Source organism: Flavobacteriales bacterium (assembly GCA_016715895.1).
Taxonomy (GTDB): Bacteria; Bacteroidota; Bacteroidia; order Flavobacteriales_F; family PHOS-HE28; genus PHOS-HE28.
The window spans coordinates 1,636,860-1,661,179 of record JADJXH010000004.1 but is presented as its reverse complement, the minus strand read 5'-3'; the positions used below and the strand labels follow the sequence as shown (position 1 = coordinate 1,661,179).

General features: G+C 66.9%; 16 protein-coding genes. 12 read left to right on the top strand and 4 right to left on the bottom strand.

Annotated features, from left to right (window positions below; translation table 11 throughout):
- Nucleotides 1-76: 76 nt before the first annotated feature.
- The 8 genes from IPM49_15785 to IPM49_15750 all read left to right on the top strand — a co-directional run bounded on the left by IPM49_15785 (nt 77) and on the right by IPM49_15750 (nt 7,585).
- Entirely contained in the window at nt 77-943 is an 867-nt protein-coding gene (locus IPM49_15785) for an RNA polymerase sigma factor RpoD/SigA (protein MBK9275983.1), read from the top strand.
- A gap of 101 nt (nt 944-1,044) precedes the next feature.
- The gene (locus IPM49_15780; GenBank protein MBK9275982.1) at nt 1,045-1,692 is read left to right on the top strand and encodes a ribulose-phosphate 3-epimerase; all 648 of its coding nucleotides are present in this window, start codon (nt 1,045-1,047) and stop codon (nt 1,690-1,692) included.
- Between the two features lie 82 nt (nt 1,693-1,774).
- Nucleotides 1,775-2,569 carry a class I SAM-dependent methyltransferase gene (locus IPM49_15775; protein MBK9275981.1) on the top strand — a complete coding sequence of 265 codons (795 nt, stop codon included), beginning with the start codon at nt 1,775-1,777 and terminating at the stop codon, nt 2,567-2,569.
- Between the two features lie 82 nt (nt 2,570-2,651).
- Nucleotides 2,652-4,757, top strand: coding sequence for a hypothetical protein (locus tag IPM49_15770; protein ID MBK9275980.1), 2,106 nt, complete (start codon nt 2,652-2,654; stop codon nt 4,755-4,757).
- A 118-nt stretch (nt 4,758-4,875) separates the two neighbouring features.
- Complete coding sequence (locus IPM49_15765) at nt 4,876-5,484, top strand: porin family protein (GenBank protein ID MBK9275979.1); 609 nt, start codon at nt 4,876-4,878, stop codon at nt 5,482-5,484.
- A gap of 72 nt (nt 5,485-5,556) precedes the next feature.
- Nucleotides 5,557-6,669, top strand: coding sequence for an ATP-grasp domain-containing protein (locus tag IPM49_15760; GenBank protein MBK9275978.1), 1,113 nt, complete (start codon nt 5,557-5,559; stop codon nt 6,667-6,669).
- Nucleotides 6,666-7,169 carry a 5-(carboxyamino)imidazole ribonucleotide mutase gene (gene purE, locus IPM49_15755; GenBank protein ID MBK9275977.1) on the top strand — a complete coding sequence of 168 codons (504 nt, stop codon included), beginning with the start codon at nt 6,666-6,668 and terminating at the stop codon, nt 7,167-7,169. Before IPM49_15760 ends, purE begins: the two co-directional genes overlap by 4 nt.
- Nucleotides 7,166-7,585, top strand: a complete 420-nt coding sequence (locus IPM49_15750) for a DUF296 domain-containing protein (GenBank protein ID MBK9275976.1) — start codon at nt 7,166-7,168, stop codon at nt 7,583-7,585. Before purE ends, IPM49_15750 begins: the two co-directional genes overlap by 4 nt.
- 3 nt (nt 7,586-7,588) lie before the next feature.
- Here IPM49_15750 and IPM49_15745 read toward each other — a convergent pair whose 3' ends face one another.
- From IPM49_15745 to IPM49_15735, 3 genes are read right to left on the bottom strand one after another with little or no spacing between them, the layout of a single operon-like run.
- Nucleotides 7,589-8,200 (bottom strand): L,D-transpeptidase family protein, encoded by a 612-nt coding sequence (locus tag IPM49_15745; GenBank protein MBK9275975.1) that lies wholly within the window; start codon nt 8,198-8,200, stop codon nt 7,589-7,591.
- 41 nt (nt 8,201-8,241) lie between these two features.
- Entirely contained in the window at nt 8,242-10,575 is a 2,334-nt protein-coding gene (locus tag IPM49_15740; GenBank protein ID MBK9275974.1) for a TonB-dependent receptor, read from the bottom strand.
- A 40-nt stretch (nt 10,576-10,615) separates the two neighbouring features.
- Nucleotides 10,616-10,936 (bottom strand): hypothetical protein, encoded by a 321-nt coding sequence (locus IPM49_15735; GenBank protein ID MBK9275973.1) that lies wholly within the window; start codon nt 10,934-10,936, stop codon nt 10,616-10,618.
- Nucleotides 10,937-11,061: 125 nt separating this feature from the next.
- On the opposite strand from IPM49_15735, the gene IPM49_15730 reads away from it, so the two are divergent.
- The 4 genes from IPM49_15730 to IPM49_15715 all read left to right on the top strand — a co-directional run bounded on the left by IPM49_15730 (nt 11,062) and on the right by IPM49_15715 (nt 16,545).
- A complete protein-coding gene (locus tag IPM49_15730) occupies nt 11,062-11,436 on the top strand; it encodes a hypothetical protein (protein MBK9275972.1) in 375 nt (124 codons plus the stop codon).
- Nucleotides 11,437-11,487: 51 nt separating this feature from the next.
- Complete coding sequence (locus tag IPM49_15725) at nt 11,488-12,708, top strand: exo-alpha-sialidase (protein ID MBK9275971.1); 1,221 nt, start codon at nt 11,488-11,490, stop codon at nt 12,706-12,708.
- A gap of 61 nt (nt 12,709-12,769) precedes the next feature.
- Nucleotides 12,770-15,496, top strand: a complete 2,727-nt coding sequence (locus IPM49_15720; protein MBK9275970.1) for a hypothetical protein — start codon at nt 12,770-12,772, stop codon at nt 15,494-15,496.
- Nucleotides 15,484-16,545, top strand: a complete 1,062-nt coding sequence (locus IPM49_15715; GenBank protein ID MBK9275969.1) for a gliding motility-associated C-terminal domain-containing protein — start codon at nt 15,484-15,486, stop codon at nt 16,543-16,545. The genes IPM49_15720 and IPM49_15715 overlap by 13 nt, the downstream gene beginning before the upstream one ends.
- Before the next feature lie 46 nt (nt 16,546-16,591).
- On the opposite strand, the gene IPM49_15710 is transcribed toward IPM49_15715, so the two are convergent.
- A complete protein-coding gene (locus IPM49_15710) occupies nt 16,592-24,187 on the bottom strand; it encodes a fibronectin type III domain-containing protein (GenBank protein MBK9275968.1) in 7,596 nt (2,531 codons plus the stop codon).
- Between the last annotated feature and the right edge of the window lie 133 nt (nt 24,188-24,320).

Genomic DNA, 24,320 nt, shown 5'->3' with positions numbered 1-24,320 from the left:
CCCGTAACCAGTGCGGCCCATGTGCCGTTGAACAGCGTGCTCTTCGCCAAACACCCCCAGCTCACATATGGCACGCATGCGGCAATTGAAGATCACCAAGCAGGTGACCAACCGGGACACGCCGTCCCTGGACAAGTACCTGACGGAGATCGGGAAAGTGAAGTTGATCACGGCCGAAGAGGAGGTGGAACTGGCCCGCCGCATCAAGGAAGGCGACAACGACGCCTTGGAAGCCCTCTGCAAGGCCAACCTGCGCTTCGTGGTGAGCGTGTCCAAGCAGTATCAGGGCCAGGGGCTCAGCCTGCCCGACCTGATCAGCGAAGGCAACCTGGGCCTGATCAAAGCGGCGAAACGCTTCGACGAGACCCGCGGCTTCAAGTTCATCAGCTACGCCGTCTGGTGGATCCGTCAGCAGATCCTGCAGAGCCTGGCCGAACAGGCGCGCATCGTGCGCCTGCCCCTGAACAAGATCGGTTCGATCAACAAGATCAACAAGGCCTTCGCCAGGTTGGAGCAGGAGCACGAACGTCCGCCCACCGCGCACGAGCTCGCCGAGGTGCTTGAGATGACCCTCGAGGAGGTGAAGACCAGCCTCAACAACACCGGCAAGCATCTGAGCATGGACGCTCCCCTGCGCGAGGGCGAGGACAGCGGCACCATGCTCGACCTGATGAAGAACCAGGACCTGCCCGACCCCGAGGAGGCCCTGATGACCGACAGCCTGCGGCTGGAGATCGAGCGCAGCCTGGACGCGCTCAGCAGCCGCGAGGCCGATGTGATCCGCCTCTACTTCGGGCTGAAGGGCAACCAGCCCCACACCCTGGAGGAGATCGGCCAGAAGTTCGACCTGACGCGGGAACGCGTGCGCCAGATCAAGGAGAAGGCGATCCGCCGGCTGAAGCACACCGGCCGCTCCCGCACCCTGCGCGCCTACCTGGGCTGAACCATCGACGCATCCATGGAAGGCCGCCCCGTCCCCGGGGCGGCCTTTCCCGTTCACCCCCCACGGCCATCATGCCCGGGAGGCCCCTACTTTCGCCCCTGATGCCCCACATCCTCGCCCCATCCCTGCTCTCGGCCGACTTCACCGACCTGCGTTCCGCCGTCGGACTGGTGGACGACAGCCCGGCGCAATGGCTGCACCTGGACGTGATGGACGGCGTCTTCGTGCCCAACATCAGCTACGGCATCCCGGTCATCAAGGCCATCCGCCCGCTCACGCGCAAGGTGTTCGACACGCACCTGATGATCGTGGACCCCGACCGCTACGTCACGGCGTTCAAGGAGGCCGGCGCGGACGTGCTCACCGTACACCTCGAGGCCTGCACCCATCTGCACCGCACCGTGCAGGCGATCAAGGCACAGGGCATGAAGGCCGGTGTTTCGATCAATCCGCACACGCCCGTGTCCGCCCTGGAGGCCATCCTGCCCGACCTCGACCTGGTGCTGGTGATGAGCGTGAACCCCGGATTCGGCGGGCAACGCTTCATCGAAGGCACATACCGCAAGCTGGAGGCCTTGCGCGAGCTGCGTCAGCGGACCGGCTCCGGCGCGTTGATCGAAGTGGATGGCGGCGTGGCTGCCGACAACCACCGCAAGCTGATCGAGCATGGCGCCGATGTGCTCGTGGCGGGCAACAGCGTGTTCGGCGCCCCGGACCCGCGCGCGGCGATCACCACCCTGCTTTCCTGAGGCGAAGCAGCGCCGGAGCACTGGCATACGTCCACCCCGCACTGGCGGACCTCCCCACGGTCGCCATACCTTGCCTTCGATCATGGAGCCCCTTCGACACGGCCGTTCGGTGTACGACACGGAGTTCGTGCACAATCGCATCGGGCTGGTGCAGCGCCGTGCCATCTGGGCCTATCTCGAAGCCCTGCTGCGCAACCCGGGGATGCACGTGCTCGAGCTGAACACAGGGGATGCCACCGACGCGGTGCATCTGGCCCGCCAGGGCCACCGGGTGATCGCCACCGACCAGAGCCCCGAGCTCATCCGCCGGGCCAGGGAGCGCGTCCGTCAATACGGGCTGGAGGACCGCATCCTGCTCGAACTTCTGCCGAAGTCGGGGCTGCACGGGCAGGTATGGCCGATGCTCTTCGACCTGGTGCTGTCCGACATGGGCGGTCTCAACCAGTACGATGAGGACGACCTGGTGGCCGTGATCCATGCCGTGGCTGAGCGGATCCGTCCCGGTGGGCGCTTCGTGGCGGTGATCCAACCCGACCGCTGCGTCCGCGAGACCCTGCATCATCTCGTGCGGCTGCAATGGCGGGAGGCCTTCCAACGTGGGCGACAGCGCACGGAGCTCGCCGGTCTGAGCGGCACCGGCGTGGTGCGCTGGAACCATGCTCCGGCCACGCTCGAGCGGCTCACCGCGCCCTGGTTCAGGACCGTGAACATCCGACCGGTGGGGCTCTTCGTTCCGCCCACGCAGCTGGTCCACCGGTACGGCCACCGGCCGAAGACCTTGGAGCGCCTGTCCAGGCTGGACGAGCTGGTCGCGGGCTGGCGCTGGACGGCGCGCTACGCCGATCACTACCTGATCGACCTGGAACGCCGGCGGTGATCGTTGGCAACATTCGACGGACCACCCGCCCGATCGCAACGGACGGGTCTAGTTTCGCGGCCCAAAACCACGGACCCATCCCATGCGCCTCCTGTTGACGACCATCTGCCTGCCCGCGATCCTCAGCACCGCCACCGCCCAGGAGCACTGCATGGCCGAAGTGATCACCCAGCGGCACCTGATCGCCAACGGAGGCACGGGCGACCTGGCCTCAGCCCTGCGGCAGGTGCCGCGCGGCAGCTTCCGCGGTGGCCTCCAGACGGTGCCGGTGGTGGTCCATGTGGTGTGGAACACCCCCGCCGAGAACGTGCCTGACGCCTCGATCACCCAGATGATCGACCAGATGAACCAGGACTACCAGCAGGTGAACGCCGACCTCAACACCGTTCGCCCGGCCTTCACGGGCGTGATCGGCAACGGGGGCATGGAGTTCTGCCTCGCCACGGTGGACCCGAACGGGAACCCGACCACCGGGATCACCCGCACCCAGACCTCGGAGACGTGGTTCGATCCGGACACCGAGACCGATGACATGAAGTCACCGCCGAAAGGGATCAGCCCGTGGGACCCCGACCATTACCTGAACATCTGGGTCTGCGACATCACCAGCGGAGCCACCGGGGGTACGGTGACCGTGGGCTATGCCTACCTCCCCGTGGGCGGTGTGGTCGGGTCGGGCATCGATGGCCTGGTCATCGACCACGACTACGGTCTGGGCGCCGGTGAGCGAACGGCCACCCACGAGATCGGCCACTACTTCGGGCTGCTGCATCCCTTCGACAACGGCAACTGCACCGATTCGGACGGCTTCTCCGACACCCCCACGACCAACAGCCCCACCTTCAGCTGCAGCAACACGAACCTGATGAAGTGCGGCGTGCTGACCCAGTACGAGAACTTCATGGACTACGCGTCGTGCAGCGTGATGTTCACCGACCAGCAGGCCGCTTCGATGCAAGGTGTCCTCAACGGGGTCAGGGCCTCCCTGCTCAACAGCCCGGCCTGTGGCACCGTACCGTCGGGTCCCTGCATCCCCACCAGCGCGCAGGGGACCGCTGACGGCGACTATATCGATGGGGTGCAGCTCGGTTCCATCAACAACACGGGAACGGGTGGCGTCGGCGGTGCGGCCTATGTGGACCACACCGGCCTGAGCACCACGCTGCAGCGCGGCACCGGTCAGGTCGTTCAGGTGACGGCCGGGTCGTATGTGGGCGACGCCTTCGCGGTGTGGATCGACTACGACCAGGACGAGGTCTTCGAGACCGGGGAGAAGCTTGGCGAAGTGACGAACACCTCGGCCGGGCAGGTGATGTCCATCCCGTTCATCGTTCCCGTGAGCGCTGCGCTGGGCCAGACCCGGATGCGGGTGCGGGGCGTGTACCTCAACACCGGCGAGCCCGACCCCACGGACCCCTGCTTCGATTACACCTGGGGCCAGACGGAGGATTACACGGTGGTCATCACCACACCGGGAGGCTCGTGCATCCCCACATCGGTGAACGGCACCTCCGACGGGGACTTCATCGAAAGCGTGCAGCTCGGCTCCATCCAGAACATCGGCACGGGTGGCACGTCCATGCCGACCTACACGGACTACACAGCCCTGAGCACCGATCTGGTACGAGGTGACACCTACACGCTGCAGGTGACCGGCGGCACCTATGTGCCCGACCGGATCGCCGCGTGGATCGATATGGACCAGGACGGACAGTTCGAGGTGGCCGAGAAACTCGGCGAGGAGACCAACAGCGCCCCGCTCCAGAACCTCTCCATCCCGTTCATGGTGCCGATGAGCGCCACACTGGGCGGCACCATGATGCGCGTTCGCTGTGTGTACGTCAACACCGGCGAGCCCGATCCGGTGGACCCCTGCTTTGACTATTCCTGGGGCGAAACGGAGGATTATACCGTGGACATCACGACATCCACCAGCATGAACCCCTGGGTCGCGGCGGAGCATCAGGTGCTTGTCCGGAACGGCCAGGCCGATCTGATCGGCCCGGCTGCCAAGGGATGGACCTATCGGGTGTACGATGGGACGGGCAGGCCGGTGGCCGAAGGCCGGATCCAGGCGGACCGGACCACCATCCTGGCCGCCGGTGCTTCAGCAGGCACCTACCAGGTGGTGCTGATCGGCGATGTGGACAGACCCGTCGTCCTGCGGTTCGTGCTCACCGGCGAATAGTCCGTCATCGCTCCCCGGTCCGCGTTCGTCGATGGTCCGGTAGCGGTCGGCGGATCCGCATCAGGCCGCCGCAACCTCGAGCGCTGCAGTTCGTACGCGTCCGTACAGACCTGCAGCCATGCGCTTCCGGACGGCCGCCACCCTCGCCCTCTTCCTGACCACCGTCTTGGCCCATGCCCAACGATCTGCGATCGGCTTCAAGGGCGGCATCGTGCTGGGCACGGCGCGGTCCGCACTTGTGCAATACGGGCTGGTGCCAGGTGCCACGCTGGGCCCCTATGCGGCCTTCGGGGTGAGCGACCGGATCGAACTGCAACCGGAACTGCTGGTGAGCCTGAACGGCGCCTCCTACGCGGTGGGTGAGAACGACGACCGCTGGGTGGACCGCCAGCTGTACGCCCACCTTCCCCTGTCCGTGAAGTTCTTCGTGAGCAATACGCTGAACCTGCACATCGGCGGGCAGCTGGGCTGGCTCCTGTTGGCGCGCACCGAAACGGACGACGGGGCGATCAACACCACCGACCGGTTCGTTCCGCTGGACGCCGGGATCATCGCCGGCCTGGGGCTGGACCTGATCAGTGGCACGGACCTGACGCTGCGGTACTACGGAGGCGTGACCCCGACGCTCGCCGATGACAGCACGGTCTACCCCCGCAACAACACCCTCCAGTTCACCGTGGGGTATCGGTTCAAGCCCTTCAAGCGCCGGTACGCCCGCCGGCGCTGAGCGCGCGGCTATCTTTGGCCCGTGCGCCAACGGCCGATCATCGCGTTGCTGGGCGGCGGCCAGCTGGGCCGCATGTTCATCGAGAACGCCCTGCGCTACGACGCCCGGGTGCATGTGCTCGACCCCGATCCGCAATGCCCCTGCGCGGGGATCGCCGAACGCTTCGTGCAAGGCTCCTTCGCCGACCACGACACCGTGCTGCGGTTCGTGGGCGACGCCGATGTGGTGGGCATCGAGATCGAGCACGTGAGCGTGACCGCCTTGGAAGCGGCCCAGGCATTGGGCAAGCGGGTGATCCCCGATCCGGCCGTGTTGCGCACCATCCAGGACAAGGGCACCCAGAAGGTCTTCTACCGCGACCACGGGCTGCCGACCGCACCCTTCACCCTGGTGGACGGTCGCGAGGCCCTGCGCGCAGCGCCTCCGGCCTTCCCCGTCTTCCTGAAGGCCCGTACGGGCGGCTATGATGGAAAGGGCGTGATGGCCCTGCGGGGGCCGACGGACCTCCCGCTCGCCTTCGAAGGACCGAGCGTGGTGGAAGCACAGGTGGCCGTTGCACTGGAACTCGCCGTGCTCGTGGTGCGCGACACCGCCGGCAACACTCTGGCCTACGATCCGGTGGAAATGGTGTTCGACCCGCGCTACAATCTGGTGGACCACCTCCGTGCACCCGCGCGCCTTGACGCGCGAACGCTGGAGGATGCACGGAGGCTCGCCGTGAAGGTGGCGGATGCGTTCCATGCGCCCGGGCTGTATGCCGTCGAGCTCTTCCTCACCACCCACGGCGAACTGCTGGTGAACGAGACCGCTCCCCGTGCGCACAACTCCGGCCACCATACGATCGAAGCCTGCGCGAGCAGCCAGTTCGACCAGTTGTTGCGGCTCTACCTCGACCTGCCCATCGGTGATGCCCGGTTGCGGGCCCATGCGGCCATGGTGAACCTGGTGGGTGAACAGGGGAGCGGCGAGCCGGTGCTGACCGGTCTTTCCGACATCGTGCATGTGCCCGGCGCGTTCGTGCACCTCTACGGCAAGCGCGAAACGCGCGATGGCCGGAAGATGGGCCATGTGACCCTGCTTGCCGAGGACCATGCCGCGCTGGACCAGGGCATCGCCGTCACCCGGCTGCATGGGCGCGTGGTGCCGGCTTCTGCGAACACGACCACAACACCCACACGGACATGATCGGGATCATCATGGGCAGCCGCAGCGACCTGGAAGTGATGCGCGAGGCCGCGGACACCCTCAAGGAGTTCCAGGTGGAGCATGAGCTCACCGTGGTGAGCGCCCACCGGACACCGGAGCGCATGTTCGATTACGCGCGAACGGCCCGTTCCCGTGGACTGAAGGCCATCATCGCCGGCGCCGGGGGCGCCGCACATCTTCCGGGCATGGTCGCGAGCCTCACCACCCTGCCGGTGATCGGCGTGCCCATCCGGAGCCGCAACAGCATCGATGGATGGGACAGCCTGCTGAGCATCGTGCAGATGCCTGCGGGGGTCCCCGTGGCCACTGTGGCCATCAATGGTGCCCGCAACGCGGGATTGCTGGCGGTGCAGCTGCTGGGCGCCCACGATGCGGCCATCGCCGAGGCCCTGGAGCGGTTCAAGCACGACCAGCAGGCCAAGATCCACGACGGCATCGGTGTGCTCCGTCAGCAGTTCCCGAACCGCTTCGACCAGTGAAGCACGCCACGGGCCGGGCGGGTGCGGTGCATGCCCTCCGCATGGCCCCGGGCGAGGATGTCCGCCTTGGACTTGAGGCCTGGGCCCGACACACCGGCGTGGGTGGCGGCGCGGTGATCGCGGCCGTGGGCAGCCTCGGGCCCTGCGCGCTCCGCTTCGCCGGCCGCACCGAGCCCACGATCCTGCCCGACGACCAGGAAGTGGTGACGCTCAGTGGGACCATCGGGCCCGACGGGGCACACCTCCACGCCACCGTTTCCGACCCGGATGGGGCGGTCCGCGGAGGCCACGTACCAGCGGGCTGTGTGGTGCGGACCACCTTGGAGATCGTCATCCTGGAGATCGAGGGGGTCGTCCTGCATCGTCCTCACGACCCGCTGACGGGCTCCAACGAGCTCTTCCCGACCGGACGCTGAGCCTCACGGCCCGATGTGGACGATCGTCCGGCCGGGCCGAATGATGTCGTACACCTCATCGAGATCGTCGTTCCGCATGGCGATGCAACCCAGCGTCCAGTCCACACCCGTGGAGATGAGCAGGTCCATGCCCGCCGGAACGCCATGGATGCCCACCTCTCCGCCGATCCGCGCATCGGCCGGGATCTCCCCGGCGGCGCGCCGCGCCTTGAACCGCCGAACGCTTTCCGCGTTCGGGTAGTCGATCCAGGCGAAGCGGTGCCACTCCCGGTGCGGGTATTTGTCGCGGAAGGTGAAGCTCCCCTCCGGGGTCCGCTGATCGCCCTGCATGCGTTTGTCCCCTTCCGGTGATCCGCCCAACACCACATCGTAGCAGCGAACCGTCGCGTCGGCGTGCTTCAGGCAGAGTCGCCGCTCGCTCTTGTCCACATGGATGGCCACCTCGTCCGCATCGATACCCAGACTGTCGAGGAGCGCGTTCAGCGGCACATCCTCGGCCATCGGTACGGAACGCTCCTGAACGACCGGTCCACGATCGGAACGGCGTGGCGGGTCCGTGCAGGCCGCCCAGACAGGCAGGCCTACCCACGCAACGATGGCCCAACGGAAGGTCATGCCCGGTGAACGAAGGCCCGGACCTGCGGCGTATGTCCGCCTCATGTGGCCCGCCTTCCGAAGGTATACCCCAGCCTCACCAGCACCTCCACGCCACGCGCGTCCGCATAGTACCTGAAGCGGTCCAACAGGTCCCTGTACCGCGCATTGAGCACATTGTTGCCCTCCAGGCCGATGCGCAGCACACCGCCCTTCATGCGTCGCTCCACCGCCGCGCTGAGGCCCAGCAGGTGATAGGTCGGAGGTGGGTCGACCAGGTCAAGGTCCTCCGGAAAGCGGGACTGCCGCAGCACCAGGGACGAGCGCAAGGCCAGTTCGGGTCGTGCCCACGCCCCCTTGTCCGCTCCCCGCCAGGCCAGGACCAGGGAGCCCCGATCGGAGGGCATCATGTAGAGCCACTCCTCACGGCGCAGATCGCGGCCCCGCACCAGGCTCCATTCGAAGGACGTGGACCAATGCCGGGCGATCTGCAGTTGCGCACGCCCATCGATGCCCCAGAGGAACGCATCCGTGGCCGCGTAGCGGAACACGGGGAACGCGCCGCGGATGGTGAGGGCCACGCCTTCGGGCCGGAGCTGGATGAAGCCATCCGCACGTCCGGCATGCGCCGAAACGATGCCGGTAAGGCGGCCTCCCCACACGCTTCCGACCAGGTCGATCGTGCCCTTGTACATCCGCTCGCTGCCCAGGCCGGCATCGCCCTCTTCGATGGCCGCCGCCCCGTGATGCAGACCTGCGCTGTAGAGCTCGCTCACATGAGGTGGCCGGAAGGCCGAGCTCACGTTGATGCGCAAGGCAAGGCTGTCGCCCACGGTCCAGTTGGCGCCCAGGCTGCCCGCTCCATTGATGAAGCGATGCTCCACGCTCAACGGTCGATCCGCCTCATCGAAGGTGTACACCACCAGGCCCGCGCCGTCGAGCCGGGCACCGGCCTCCAGCTCCAGCCGTTCACCGATCGGGTAGTGTTCCAGGACGAACACCCCCAGCGTGCGCCGCCGGAAGTCCGGGATGAGCGGGCTGACGCCGGTTCCGGGGATGTTGACATTGGTCTGCACCAGGCCATTGGCGCCCACTTTGCCGTGCAGGCGGGGACCCACGTGATGCTTCAGCACGAGGTCGGCCGAATGCGTGGCCAGGAACAGGTCGAGGGCCGGTCGGGCACTGCGTCCACCGCGTCGGATGTCATACTCCTGCCGGTCGTTCGCCTGGTAGGCGTAGGTGAGCTCCAGCTGTCCCCGCCTGGACAACCTCAGCTCACCGTGCGCCTTCATCAGGTGGTGCTGCACCGTTTGCCGGGGGGCGTCGATGGCGTAGGTGAACGGGGCCTGGTACCAGGGCTCGTCGCGTTCGATGGCGTTCTGCAGGTCGGTGAGGTTGCCGATGTGGGCCGCGCGCAGGATGCCGACCTCGCGGGCGAGGTAGCTGTAGTAGAGCTCGACACCGCCGCGTGGACGATGATGTCCGATGGCCACTGAACCGGCCCCTTCGCGCAGGCCGGTGTTGCTGAGCACATGGCCTGGTGCCTGGCCATCGCCCAGCAGGCGTCCGGAACCCTGGAGCCGCCATCCAGGTCCGTTCAGGTGGCCGAACCCGCCTTCGAGGACCGCCTGCGCGCTCCCCCCCAGACCGTTGCTGATCCCCACCACACCAACGGCACCGCCCACCCCGCCCTGCCGCGGCAGTTCCACCGGCGAGGTGATGATGACCCCGCCCAAGGCATCGCTCCCGTACTGGACCGATGCGGCCCCCTTCACGAGTTCGATGCGGTCCGTGCTGAACGGATCCAGGTCCGGGGCATGTTCGCCGCCCCACTGCTGATCCTCCTGCCGCACCCCTTGGTTGAGCGTCAGCACGCGGTTGCCGGAGAGGCCTTGAACGACCGGTTTGGCGATGACCGGTCCGGAGCGCAGCACGGTGACACCCGGAACGGTCGCGACCATATCGGCGAGGGAGCGGCCCGAGGCCCGTTCCATGGCGACCCTGTCGATGACGGCCCGCGACATGCCGACGTTCTCATCCGGCCGCTCACGCACCACCTCGGCCTGCTTGAGCTCTTCCGCATGGTGCTCCAGCCGCACGGTGATGGAGCGATCGGTCGCAAGGTCCAGCTTCCGCTGCACCGGCTGGCATCCCAGATGTTCCAGGCGCAGCTCCACCGGCCCGGGGCAGAGGCCCTCGATCCTGAACCGTCCTTCCGCATCGGCCACCACGCCCACCGAGGTGCCCACGACCATCACTTGGGCGAAACCCAAGGGCGCCCCATCATGGTCATCCACGACGATGCCGGACAGCACCAGCGTGCATGGCTCCTGGGCCTGGAGCATGGCGCTGTTCAGAAGGATGAGCACGGCCGCCAAGGGCCGGAGGAAGGACATGGCAGGTGGGCTGGGAATGAAGGAGCACGTACCTCGGAGATCAGCCACGCGAGGGTGGTCCGCGGTCGGTGGTGCCGCAAGCAGCTGACCCGGCAGGTGCTGCGCCCTGTCCGCTCACGACCGCCCGCACCACCCCATCCTCCACGCACGTCCATTGCAATGGACGATGAACAAGGGCCTCCACCATGGCGAGCGCACAGCCCGCACAATCGCCCCCATCGCCGGGGTGGCGCTCGGCATCGTGCTGATGGCCCGAATGCCCGGCACAGGTGTGCAGCGCACCGAGCTCGGGCGGGAGGATGGAGCCCCCCATACCGAGCACGACGATCCACGCGAGGAACAGGCGAAGGGGGGCGGCCATGAGGAATGTAAAGGTAGCCTGTTGACCCGGCCGCTCCGAGGATCACCGTTCACCCCGCGCACATCACCGCTGGTCACAAGACCGGACATCCATCACCGGTCGCGCTACCTTTCGGAGTGCATTGGGTGATCCGTTGCATGGGGCTGCTGCTATGCCTGGGCGCGACCGGGTCGCCGTCGGCCGCTCAATCCGCACCGGCACGAAGTGACGAGAAGGCCTTGATCGAGGACCTCTGTGGTTGTGTGGGGGCCGTGGACCTTGGTGCATCGAACAGCCTGTTGGAGCGGCAGGTGCGCGGATGCCTGGAGGCGGCGGTCCTCCGCCATCCGTCAGGGGCCCGCAGGATGCTGGAACGACCCGGTGCGGACATCAGCGCGGGCTACAAGCTGGGCCAGGTGCTCGGCGAGGCGCTCGACCGCACCTGCGAGGCCTTCACCGCGGTCCGCGACCGGCTTCGCCAGGCTCATGATGCCCAGCTGTTGAAAAAGGGCAGCACGTGAACGGACGGCACAGCGGAGGCCCGCCCCAACTTGCGGTCCCAATCCGACGCCATGCGCCTCCTTCCGACCGCTCCGCTCGCCCTGCTCGCCTTCCTCCCCTTCGTCTCGCCGGCCCAATGGACAGCGTTGGCCAGCGGTCAGCAACAGACCCGGAGCATGACCTCCGAAGGGGGGGCGCTCTACGCGGTGACCTATCCCACCGGAGTGAAGAAGAGCACCAATGGAGGGTCGAGCTGGACCGCGGTGAACACAGGTCTTCCGCAGAACGGAGGGAACTACTTCGTGGAGTCCGTGGGACGGAAGGGTACGAGCCTCTTCGCCGGCACGCAATCCGGCATCCATCGGTCGGACAATGGAGGAACCTCCTGGACGAGCGTCAACGGGAGCCTCACCGCGAGCAATCAGGTCTACGCGAACAAGTTCTTCTCCTTCGGCAACGACCTCTTCGCCGTGTTCACCGGTACGGTGAGCCAGGGGGGCGGCATCTGGAAGACCGATAACCTCGGTGGCACCTGGAACGTGGGGCACTCGGGCATGGGCTCCAACACCATCGTGTACCACCTCACGCAGGTGGGCGGGCTGCTCCATGCGGCGACGAACACCGGCATCTACACCAGCGCGAACAACGGGCTCAACTGGACCGCGATGCCCGGTGTGAACTACACCGTGTTCGGCGTGGCCGCCGCGGGAAGCAACCTCGTCATGGTCTCCACCTTCGGTGTGCGGTACAGCACCAACAACGGTGCAACGTGGAACGACGCCACCGGCACACCGACGAGCCTCGCCGACGGTGAGATCATCGGCTACGACGGCAAGGTGTACCTGATCCTCCCGAACCAAACGGGCATCTACCGCTCCATCGACAACGGGGTCACCTTCGCGGCCTACAACGGCGGGGTTTCCGTGATCGACCTGGTGAGCCTGGAGGAGTTCTTCGCGGATGGCAGCCTGTTGTATGTCGGTTCGTTCACGGACATCTACTCCGTGGCCGGCAGCACGGTGGCCGTGGAGGAGGCGAGCCCGGCCCCCTCGGCCTACCTCTATCCCACGGTGTTCGAGAGCGGCTTCACGGCGGTGATGCCGGAGGGGCAGTCCCAAGTGTCCCTTGTGCTGTTCGATGCCCAGGGGCGGGAGGTGTTGCGCGTGGACGGCCTTGGCGCCGGCGAGCACCGCATCGAACGTGGCGGATTGAAGGCCGGCACCTACCGCTGCGTGGTGGAGGGTGCCGATGGCTCGCGCAAAGGCCGCGTGGGCACCGTGATCGCCCGCTGAGCGCGGCTTTTGGCGTCGAACGCTCCGAGCCGCTATCTTCCCGCAGCAACTCCCTGCGGCAGTGGCCCTCCGAGCCCTCCTTTTCGTCGGCATCGCGACCCCGGCCCTGCTGGCTGCCCAGCCCTGCCTGGTCACCTACACCTATACCGCCGCGCCCCCTCCGGTGAACGGCACCTACGCCGGCGGCCAGTCGGTGACCTTTTGTTTCACGGTCACCTTCTGGAACACGACGAACGCCAACTGGTTCCACGGCCTGGTCCCGGTGCCCGGTCCGGGATGGGACGCGAGCACCTTGACCCCGGGACCACCCCCCCCGACCTGCGGACCCAGCACCGGGAGCTGGGGATGGTATCCCACCTGCACCGGCACCGCGGCCACCGCGATCGGCACTGTGGGGCCCGGATTCTTCTTCGACCTTGACAACGACGGGAACCCCGGCAACAACTTCGGCGACTTCTGCAACGGGGCCACCAACTGGCAGTTCTGTTGGACCGTGACCGTCGCCAGTGGGGTGGACTGCGTGGACGGTGCGGACCTGGGAATGACGGTCAATACCTACGGGGACAGCGAAACGGGCGGCTGGGGCAGTTCAGGATGCACCGGGGACGCCGTGGTGGCCAGTGCCCCCGCCACCGCCGCCTGTTGCAATGCCGAAGCCGGGGTGGATGCGTCCATCACCACATGCGATCAGGGACCGGTCATCGACCTGCTCACGCTGCTGGGCGGCTCGGCGCAGCCCGGTGGCGCCTGGACCGATCCGTTCGGCAACGCGATGTCCGGTACACTCGACCCTGCGACCGCGCCTCCGGGTGCCTACACCTATGAGGTGGTCGATGCCAACGGTGGTTGCTCGGACCAGGCCGTTGTGACCGTGACCATCAATGCCCAGCCACAAGCCGGAACTTCAACGAGCGTGACGACCTGCAGCGATGCGGCCGCCATCGATCTGTTCGCGCTCCTGGGCCCGAACGCCGATCTCGGCGGCACGTGGAGCGGGCCGGGGGCGCTGTCCGGCAACCTCTTCGATCCCTCCACCGGGACGGCCGGTCAGTACACCTACTCCCTCACTGGCACGGCGCCGTGCATCGATGCACAGAGCACGGTGACCGTGCAGGTATCGGCGGCCCCTGATGCCGGCGCGGACGGTGCACTGTCCGTGTGCAACATAAGCCCTGCGGTGGACCTGTTCCTTCAACTGGGCGGTGCACCGGATGCCGGAGGATCATGGACCGACCCCAATGGAGCTGTTCATGGGACCCAGTTCGATCCCGCCGTCGACCCCGCCGGCACATACAGCTACACGGTGTCCGGCACGCCACCCTGCGTCGATGCCGTGGCGACGATCACCATCAGCGTAGCTGCCGAGCCCGATGCCGGGACGGGAGGATCCTTCACCGTTTGCTCCTCGGATGCCGCGATCACCCTGTACACCCTGTTGACCGGAACCCCGCAACCCGGCGGCAGCTGGACGGACCCGAACGGACAGGTCTTCGGCGGCACGTTCACACCCGGGTCAAGCCCGGATGGTGCCTATGCGTACACGGTCGGCTCTGGCCCGCCCTGCGGGACGGTGAGCGCCACGGTGACGATGTCGACCGAGCTTGCGCCGGATGCGGGAACGAACGGCGCGGTGACCCTCTGTGCCGCGGGTGGTCCTACCGACCTCTTCACCACGTTGGGCGCATCGGCCCAGCCAGGAGGGACCTGGACGGACCAGAACGGGGCCGTGTTCAGCGGGACCTACGATCCGGTGTTGAACGGACCGGGCAGCTACACCTACACGGTGCCGGGTGGTCCGGCCTGTGCGGACGCAAGCGCCACTGTTCAGGTGACGGAGGTGAACCAACCGAACGCCGGCATCGATGCGGTGGTCGATCTGTGCGACGATCTGCCCACAGCGGACCTCTTCCTGCTGCTGGGAGGTTCGCCGGACCCAGGAGGAACCTGGACGGATCCGTTCGGTCTGCCGATCACCGGGATCATCGTGCCGGGAACGGCCACGGCGGGCACCTACACCTATCTGGTGAACGCACCGGCTCCATGCTCACCGGCCTCCGCGGAGGTGGACCTGACCGTGGTGCCCGCCCCGCCCACAGGAGGATCAGCCTCGCTCAGCGCCTGCACGAGCGCACCGCCGGTGGACCTTCTCTCCCTGCTCAGCGGACTTCCGGCCACCGGGTCATGGACCGATCCGGTCGGAGGTTCCAGCACGGGCCTCGTGGATCCATCCATTGCGATCGCGGGCACTTACACCTACACGCTTGCCGCCATTCCCCCCTGCACGGATGGTACGCACACGGTGAACCTCAGCCTGCTTGAGCCACCCGACGCGGGCGTACCTGGATCGCTCACCGTGTGCGCGAACGGCGCACCGACCGCCCTGTTCACCGCGCTCGGTGGAAGTCCCGATCCCGGCGGTGCGTGGACGGACCCGAACGGCAACACCCAGGGGCCGGACTACGATCCACCCACCGATGCGCCCGGCGCTTACCAGTACCTGCTTGGCGGGGTCGGTCCCTGCCCGGCCGATTCCGCCACGGTCCTTGTGGATGAGGTGCCCCCCGTCGACGCCGGAGCCGCTGCCATCCATACGGTATGCGCCGACGCCCCCCCGTTCGACCCCTTGTCCGTCCTGGGTGGCAACCCTGCTTCCGGCGGGACCTGGACCGCCCCAGGCGGAGCGGTCGTGATCCCGCCGATCGATCCGGGCAGTGCGGTCTCCGGTGCGTATTCCTACACGGTCACAGGAACTCCCCCTGTCCGAACGCGACGGCCGTGCTCACGGTGAACATCGACCCTCTCCCACAGGCAGGCCTGGACGGAAGCCTTGTGCTCTGTGCTTCCCAGGCGCCCGTGGATATGATCCCCGTGCTGGGGCCATCGGCCCAGACCGGCGGGTCCTGGTCCGCACCGGATGGCACGCCGAGCGGTTCGCTCGTCGACCCTGCGGTCGCCGAGGAGGGTATGTACCTGTACGCCGTGCAAGGCCTTGGCGCGTGCGCTGGAAGCTCGGATACCGCAGCCGTGCAGGTGGACATCGCCACCCGTCCCGACCTCATCGCCACCGTGGTGCCCGCATCCGGGTGCGCTCCATTGGCGGTGACCCTGATCCCGCAGTACGGGACGGCCGTGGTGGACCTCACATGGCAACTGGGCGATGGGACCGTGATCGTACAGAACGGCCCCGTGGACCACACCTATGCGCAAGCGGGCACATACGCTCCAAGCGTTCAATACACGGATACGGCCGGTTGTACGTGGGAGACCTCGTCCATCGCACTGGTGACCGCGCTGCCGCCTCCGAACGTGGGCGTTCAAGTGCGACGCACCGTGATCCCCTTGGATGATGCGGTCGTTGAGGCATGGCCGGTCGGTGATGTGTGCCGCGCCCATCTGTGGGCGGTGGACGGAACCCCGGTGGACACCACCGTCGAACTGCGGTACCGCTTCGACCCTCCCCTGGCCGGGCATCATCTGGTCTGCGTGCTGGCCACCGACAGCCTGGGCTGTGCCGCCGAAGCCTGCGCCATGGTGCTGGTGGACGATGTGCTCATCGTGCATGTTCCCAACGCCTTCACCCCGAACGGAGATGGGTTCAACGACACGTTCCAGCCGGTGCTCGTGGGTGCGGACACGGAGGACTTCGGCTTCTGGATCTTTGACCGCTGGGGAGAGCTCGTGTTCTCTGCGGCTGAACCGGGCCTATCGTGGAACGGTGCGCTGAAAGGCTCCGCGGAGCTGCTTCCGGATGGCGTGTACACGTGGAGGATGATCGTGCGCGACGCCTTCAGTGCCGATCGCCGGGAGTATTTCGGTCACGTCACCCTGGTGAAATGAAAAAGGCCCGGCTTGCCGGCCGGGCCTTCCTTCCAAGCAGGACGCGTCATTGCCGGACGAGCCTGCCCTGCGCCAGCGGTCTTCCGTCCGCGTCAAGCGCCATCAGTTGATACACGCCCACAGGAACCGCGTCCAACGCGATCCTTCGCTGCGTCACATCGACATCGAGCACCACGGCGCCCGTCAACGCCACCAGCTTCACACGGCGCGCATTCGCGGGAACGGCCGTGAGGAGCACCTCCTCCCGTGCAGGGTTCGGGGCGAAGGTGAAGTGGGACATCCCTGCGGCTTCGGCGATCGCGTTGGCCTGATCGCAGACATCACCGATGCCATTCCCATCGGTGTCCGCCTGGTCCGGGTTCGCGATCCAGGAACAGTTGTCGCAGGCATCACCGATGCCATCCTGGTCGAAATCGAATTGGCCGGGATCGTAAGCGAAGGGGCAGCTGTCCATGCAATCCAGCAGCCCGTCCGCATCGCTATCCGGGTCGGCGACGATGCCCGTGGTGCCGCTCGCGCAGACGCCGCACGCATCCACATAGGCCGTGCCTCCCGGTACCCCCGCACAGTCATACTCCTGTCCGTTGCAGGCACAGTTCGCATCCCACAGGTCGTTGCCCGTGCTCGCGTCGCCATCGTCGCACGGCGTTCCAGGGAATGCGTTCCCGTTCGGCACACCTGCACAGTCCATCAGAACGAGGAACCCGAAGCAGTTGCAATCCGCGTCCCAGATGTCATTGCTGGTCATGCCGTTGCCGTCATCGCAAGGCGTGCCTGGCAGCGCCGTGCCGTTCGGCACACCCAGGCAATCCAGCGTCACCGGCGTGCCCGCGCACACGCAGTTCGCATCCCATTGGTCGTTGATCGTGTTCGCGTTGCCGTCATCGCACGCCGTGCCCGGCAGGGCCGTGCCGTTCGGGACACCCAGGCAGTCCAGCGTCACCGGCGTGCCGGCGCACACGCAGTTCGCGTCCCACTGGTCGTTGATCGTGTTCGCGTTGTTGTCATTGCATGCCGTGCCAGGAAGGGCGCTTCCGCCCGGTACGCCCAGGCAGTCGATCGCCTGACCCACGCACACGCAGTTCGCGTCCCATTGGTCGTTGCCCGTGTTCGCGTTGTTGTCATCGCACGGCGTGCCCGGCAGGGCCGTGCCGTTCGGCACACCCAGGCAGTCCAGCGTCACCGGCGTGCCGGCGCACACGCAGTTCGCATCCCACAGGTCGTTGCCCGTGTTCGCGTTGCCGTCATCGCACGCCGTGCCCGGCAGGGCCGTGCCGTTCGGTACACCCAGGCAGTCCAGCGTCACCGGCGTGCCGGAGCACACGCAGTTCGCATCCCATTGGTCGTTGATCGTGTTCGCGTTGTTGTCATTGCACGCCGAGCCAGGCAGGGCGCTTCCGCCCGGTACACCCAGGCAGTCCAGCAGCTGACCCACGCAGGTGCAGTTCGCATCCCATGTGTCGTTGCCCGTGTTCGCGTTGCCGTCATCGCACGCCATGCCCGGCAGGGCCGTGCCGTTCGGTACACCCAGGCAGTCCAGCGTCACCGGCGTGCCGGAGCACACGCAGTTCGCATCCCACTGGTCGTTGATCGTGTTCGCGTTGCCGTCATCGCACGCTGTGCCCGGCAGGGCCGTGCCGTTCGGTACGCCCAGGCAGTCCAGCGTCACCGGCGTGCCGGCGCACACGCAGTTCGCGTCCCACTGGTCGTTGCCCGTGTTCGCGTTGCCGTCATCGCACGCCGTGCCCGGAAGGGCCGTGCCGTTCGGTACGCCCAGGCAGTCCAGCGTCACCGGCGTGCCGGCGCACACGCAGTTCGCATCCCACTGGTCGTTGCCCGTGTTCGCGTTGCCGTCATCGCACGCCGAGCCCGGCAGTGCGCTTCCGCCCGGTACACCCAGGCAGTCCAGCAGCTCACCCACGCACACGCAGTTCGCATCCCACTGGTCGTTGCCCGTGTTCGCGTTGCCGTCATCGCACGCCGTGCCCGGCAGTGCGCTTCCGCCCGGTACCCCCAGGCAGTCCAGCGTCACCGGCGTACCGGCGCACACGCAGTTCGCGTCCCACTGGTCGTTGATCGTGTTCGCGTTGTTGTCATCGCACGCCGTGCCCGGCAGGTCCGTGCCGTTCGGTACGCCCAGGCAGTCCAGCGTCACCGGCGTGCCGGCGCACACGCAGTTGGCGTCCCATTGGTCGTTGATCGTGTTCGCGTTGCCGTCATCGCACGCCGTGCCCGGAAGGGCCGTGCCGTTCGGGACACCCAGGCAGTCCAGCGTCACCGGCGTGCCGGCGCACACGCAGTTCGCGTCCCACTGGTCGTTGCCCGTGTTCGCGTTGCCGTCATCGCACGCCGTGCCCGGAAGGGCCGTGCCGTTCGGTACGCCCAGGCAGTCCAGCGTCACCGGCGTGCCGGCGCACACGCAGTTCGCATCCCACTGGTCGTTGCCCGTGTTCGCGTTGCCGTCATCGCACGCCGAGCCCGGCAGTGCGCTTCCGCCCGGTACACCCAGGCAGTCCAGCAGCTCACCCACGCACACGCAGTTCGCATCCCACTGGTCGTTGCCCGTGTTCGCGTTGCCGTCATCGCACGCCGTGCCCGGCAGTGCGCTTCCGCCCGGTACCCCCAGGCAGTCCAGCGTCACCGGCGTACCGGCGCACACGCAGTTCGCGTCCCACTGGTCGTTGATCGTGTTCGCGTTGTTGTCATTGCACGCCGAGCCAGGCAGGGCCGTGCCGTTCGGCACACCCAGGCAGTCCAGGGTCACCGGCGTACCGGCGCACACGCAGTTCACATCCCATTGGTCGTTGATCGAGTTCGCGTTGTTGTCATTGCAAGCCGAGCCAGGCAGCGCGCTTCCGCCCGGTACACCCAGGCAGTCCAGCAGCTGACCCACGCAGGTGCAGTTCGCGTCCCACGCGTCGTTGCCCGTGTTCGCGTTGCCGTCATCGCACGCCGTGCCCGGAAGGGCCGTGCCGTTCGGTACGCCCAGGCAGTCCAGCGTCACCGGCGTGCCGGCGCACACGCAGTTCGCATCCCACTGGTCGTTGATCGTGTTCGCGTTGTTGTCATTGCATGCCGTGCCAAGAAGGGCGCTTCCGCCCGGTACGCCCAGGCAGTCCAGCAGCTGACCCACGCAGGTGCAGTTCGCATCCCACGTGTCGTTGCCCGTGTTCGCGTTGCCGTCATCGCACGCCGTGCCCGGAAGGGCCGTGCCGTTCGGTGCGCCCAGGCAGTCCAGCGTCACCGGCGTGCCGGAGCACACGCAGTTCGCATCCCATTGGTCGTTGATCGTGTTCGCGTTGTTGTCATTGCACGCCGAGCCAGGCAGGGCGCTTCCGCCCGGTACACCCAGGCAGTCCAGCAGCTGACCCACGCAGGTGCAGTTCGCATCCCATGTGTCGTTGCCCGTGTTCGCGTTGCCGTCATCGCACGCCATGCCCGGCAGGGCCGTGCCGTTCGGTACACCCAGGCAGTCCAGCGTCACCGGCGTGCCGGAGCACACGCAGTTCGCATCCCACTGGTCGTTGATCGTGTTCGCGTTGCCGTCATCGCACGCTGTGCCCGGCAGGGCCGTGCCGTTCGGTACGCCCAGGCAGTCCAGCGTCACCGGCGTACCGGCGCACACGCAGTTCGCGTCCCACTGGTCGTTGATCGTGTTCGCGTTGTTGTCATCGCACGCTGTGCCCGGCAGCGCGCTTCCGCCCGGTACACCCAGGCAGTCCAGCAGCTCACCCACGCACACGCAGTTCGCGTCCCACTGGTCGTTGCCCGTGTTCGCGTTGCCGTCATCGCACGCCGTGCCCGGCAGGGCCGTGCCGTTCGGCACACCCAGGCAGTCCAGCGTCACCGGCGTGCCGGCGCACACGCAGTTCGCATCCCATTGGTCGTTGATCGTGTTCGCGTTGTTGTCATCGCACGCCGTGCCCGGCAGGTCCGTGCCGTTCGGTACGCCCAGGCAGTCCAGCGTCACCGGCGTGCCGGCGCACACGCAGTTGGCGTCCCATTGGTCGTTGATCGTGTTCGCGTTGCCGTCATCGCACGCCGTGCCCGGAAGGGCCGTGCCGTTCGGGACACCCAGGCAGTCCAGCGTCACCGGCGTGCCGGCGCACACGCAGTTCGCGTCCCACTGGTCGTTGCCCGTGTTCGCGTTGCCGTCATCGCACGCCGTGCCCGGAAGGGCCGTGCCGTTCGGTACGCCCAGGCAGTCCAGCGTCACCGGCGTGCCGGCGCACACGCAGTTCGCATCCCACTGGTCGTTGATCGTGTTCGCGTTGTTGTCATTGCACGCCGTGCCAGGAAGGGCGCTTCCGCCCGGTACACCCAGGCAGTCCAGCAGCTCACCCTCGCACATGCAGTTCGCATCCCACTGGTCGTTGCCCGTGTTCGCGTTGCCGTCATCGCACGCCGTGCCCGGCAGGGCCGTGCCGTTCGGTACGCCCAGGCAGTCCAGCGTCACCGGAGTGCCGGCGCACACGCAGTTCGCATCCCACTGGTCGTTGATCGTGTTCGCGTTGTTGTCATTGCACGCCGTGCCAGGAAGGGCGCTTCCGCCCGGTACGCCCAGGCAGTCGATCGCCTGACCCACGCACACGCAGTTCGCATCCCACTGGTCGTTGATCGTGTTCGCGTTGCCGTCATCGCACGCCGTGCCGGGCAAGGCCGAGCCGTTCGGCACACCCAGGCAGTCCAGGGTCACCGGCGTGCCGGCGCACACGCAGTTCGCATCCCACTGGTCGTTGATCGTGTTCGCGTTGCCGTCATCGCACGCCGTGCCCGGCAGGGCCGTGCCGTTCGGTACGCCCAGGCAGTCCAGCGTCACCGGCGTGCCGGAGCACACGCAGTTCGCATCCCATTGGTCGTTGATCGTGTTCGCGTTGTTGTCATTGCACGCCGAGCCAGGCAGGGCGCTTCCGCCCGGTACACCCAGGCAGTCCAGGGTCACCGGCGTACCGGCGCACACGCAGTTCGCATCCCACTGGTCGTTGCCCGTGTTCGCGTTGCCGTCATCGCACGCCGTGCCGGGCAAGGCCGAGCCGTTCGGTACACCCAGGCAGTCCAGGGTCACCGGCGTACCGGCGCACACGCAGTTCGCGTCCCACTGGTCGTTGATCGTGTTCGCGTTGTTGTCATTGCACGCCGAGCCAGGCAGGGCCGTGCCGTTCGGCACACCCAGGCAGTCCAGGGTCACCGGCGTACCGGCGCACACGCAGTTGGCGCCCACCACATCGTTGATGGTGTTCGCGTCGTTGTCGTTGCACGCGCTGCCCACCTGGCCCGGCGTGTTCGGGCAGTTGTCCGTCGCGTTGCAGATGCCATCGCCATCGCTGTCCGGGCTCGGGGTGCCCACGCACTGGCAGCTCGCGTTCAGCACATCGTTCGTCGTGCAGGGATCGTTGTCGTTGCACGCGCTGCCCACCTGGCCCGGCGTGTTCGGACAGTTGTCCGTCGCGTTGCAGATCCCGTCGCCATCGCTGTCCGGGCTCGGGGTACCCGCGCACTGGCAGCTCGCGTTCAGCACATCGTTCGTCGTGCAGGGATCGTTGTCGTTGCACGCGCTGCCCACCTGGCCCGGCGTGTTCGGACAGTTGTCCGTCGCGTTGCAGATCCCGTCGCCATCGCTGTCCGGGCTCGGGGTACCCGCGCACTGGCAGCTCGCGTTCAACACATCGTTCGTCGTGCAGGGGTTGTTGTCGTTGCACGCGCTGCCCACCTGGCCCGGCGTGTTCGGGCAGTTGTCCGTCGCGTTGCAGATCCCGTCGCCATCGCTGTCCGGGCTCGGGGTGCCCACGCACTGGCAGCTCGCGTTCAGTACATCGTTCGTCGTGCAGGGGTTGTTGTCGTTGCAGGCCGAGCCGGGCACGGCGGAACCACCGGGGACACCCAGGCAATCGGGCTGCGGAGTGCCGGAGGCCGTGGCGATGGCCCCCAGGCTCAGGTTGAAATAACTCCCGCTGGTCGAGGTCTGGAGCTTGACGGCACGCACCATGTACTGGCGGCCGGCGATGAAGGGCACCGTCGGGCTGGTATACGAGGTTCCGGTCACAAGTCCGGGTACCACGCGGGACACGGCCCCGGTCCCGGGATCGAAGGCATAGATGTAGTAGCCAAGCACCGTTTCCGAGGAGGCCGTCCAAGCGAAGCTCGCGTTGCCACCGACGTTGGTGACCTGAAGGTTCGACGGCGGAGCGACCATGGTCATCCGCAGTGATGGGTCGCCCATCAACGCGAGGTGTGACTTACCGATGCTGCCCTGCCAGCCTCCGTGCATCGGTGCATAGAGGCTGGTGGTGTTGTTCATGGTGGCCAGGGCGCTGTACCCGATGTTGTCGCCCAGACCCATGTGGTGGAACGCGAAGTGCGGGATGGCCGACCAGCAGCTGCTCAAGGCCTTGCCACTGGCGAGAAAGGCGCGCAGGAAATTGTTCTTGTTGTCCCAGTCCCCGAAGTAGCTGCCGAAGGAGAGGTTGAAGACACCGTCGAACTGGCTGGCGGCGAGGTTCTGGGTGGTGGCGACGTTGTTGGCCCCATTGTACGTGAGCACACCGTTCACCGTCTGCTGCAGACCGCCGCCGCAGCTGTACGTCCACAGGTAGCTCTGGTTGTTGACCAGGGTGTAGAAGGAGGGGCCGTTCTGGTTCGGGAAGGTCAGGTTGGAGGCCCCCACCAGCGGTGCCATCGTGCGGATGCCACCGGCGGCGAACGGGTACCCCGTGTACTGGAAGTTGTCGAAGATGATGCCCCGCACTTGCGGGGTGAAGCCTTTGATCTTGAAGTCATGGGCCTTGTTGAGGTAGGCCCGCATCAGTTCGGTCTCCGTCTGCCCGAACGCGGGCAGGTCGTACAGGTCGACCCGGCCGACCTGTAGCTCAGCAGGGGTGGGCAGGTCGCTCTGATCGAACTTGCCATCCCCCGGCACATTCCGGTTCTCGACGCGCTGGCTCGTCACGATGTTGACCGAGTTGTCCGTCCAGCTGCCGTTCACATCGGCGTAGTAGGTGTCGGCGGGCCAGGCGCCTTGATGCTCATTGTGGCCGTCCGGTGCGATATTCCCGCTGTAGGGCACGGGTACATGGCCGACGAGGTACACCGCCTTCACGTTGGTGGGATCGGCGTTGTAGGCGGTCTGAATGATGCTGCGGATGCTCGCCGGCGAGGCGGTGCGGCTGACGTCCGTCCGGAGGACCGTCCATCCGTCGGCCTTCAGGTCCTGTTCAAGAACGGCCAGCTCGGTGCTCAGGCTCGTACTGAACGTGTTGTCCACCAGCAGCACCAGCTTGCCCATGTACTCGGTGGCGGGCACCTCGATGCCTGTGGCGATGTATCCCTGACCGGTGCCGGCGTTGGCCGTGCGCACCAGGCGGTACTCATAGTAGGTCCCAACGGTGACGGCATTGTCCTGGTAGCTTGTGGACGACGCGGGTGGGGTGGCGATGGCGCTTCCCCATGAGGTGGCGGCCTTCGACTTCCGGTAGATCGTGATGCCGGTGGTGTTGGAGAAGGCCGGCCAGCTGAGGGTGATCCTCGGCGGGCTGGCCTGCACGGTGGCCTGCAGCTGGACGGCGCTCGTTTGGGAGGCCGTCTGGGCATGACCGCTAAGGGCGATCGACAGGACCGCAACGGCGGCAAGGGTGGAGCGGAGCATGGGCGTGGAGCAGGGTTGGAAGGATGCCCTGTGTCCGGACCGCTCCGGTCGGCAAACCGGAACCCGCGAGGGTCTTGGCGTGGTCGAATGCCTGGTGGTCCATCTACAGGTGGCCCTTGTATCGGTTCCTGCC

Excerpts from the sequence above, each read along its gene's own strand:
- IPM49_15785 (MBK9275983.1), top strand. The coding sequence starts at position 77 with ATGCGGCAATTGAAGATCACCAAGCAGGTGACCAACCGGGACACGCCG.
- IPM49_15780 (MBK9275982.1), top strand. The coding sequence starts at position 1,045 with ATGCCCCACATCCTCGCCCCATCCCTGCTCTCGGCCGACTTCACCGAC.
- IPM49_15775 (MBK9275981.1), top strand. The coding sequence starts at position 1,775 with ATGGAGCCCCTTCGACACGGCCGTTCGGTGTACGACACGGAGTTCGTG.
- IPM49_15770 (MBK9275980.1), top strand. The coding sequence starts at position 2,652 with ATGCGCCTCCTGTTGACGACCATCTGCCTGCCCGCGATCCTCAGCACC.
- IPM49_15765 (MBK9275979.1), top strand. The coding sequence starts at position 4,876 with ATGCGCTTCCGGACGGCCGCCACCCTCGCCCTCTTCCTGACCACCGTC.
- IPM49_15760 (MBK9275978.1), top strand. The coding sequence starts at position 5,557 with ATGTTCATCGAGAACGCCCTGCGCTACGACGCCCGGGTGCATGTGCTC.
- purE (MBK9275977.1), top strand. The coding sequence starts at position 6,666 with ATGATCGGGATCATCATGGGCAGCCGCAGCGACCTGGAAGTGATGCGC.
- IPM49_15745 (MBK9275975.1), bottom strand. The coding sequence starts at position 8,200 with ATGACCTTCCGTTGGGCCATCGTTGCGTGGGTAGGCCTGCCTGTCTGG.
- IPM49_15740 (MBK9275974.1), bottom strand. The coding sequence starts at position 10,575 with ATGTCCTTCCTCCGGCCCTTGGCGGCCGTGCTCATCCTTCTGAACAGC.
- IPM49_15735 (MBK9275973.1), bottom strand. The coding sequence starts at position 10,936 with ATGGCCGCCCCCCTTCGCCTGTTCCTCGCGTGGATCGTCGTGCTCGGT.
- IPM49_15725 (MBK9275971.1), top strand. The coding sequence starts at position 11,488 with ATGCGCCTCCTTCCGACCGCTCCGCTCGCCCTGCTCGCCTTCCTCCCC.
- IPM49_15710 (MBK9275968.1), bottom strand. The coding sequence starts at position 24,187 with ATGCTCCGCTCCACCCTTGCCGCCGTTGCGGTCCTGTCGATCGCCCTT.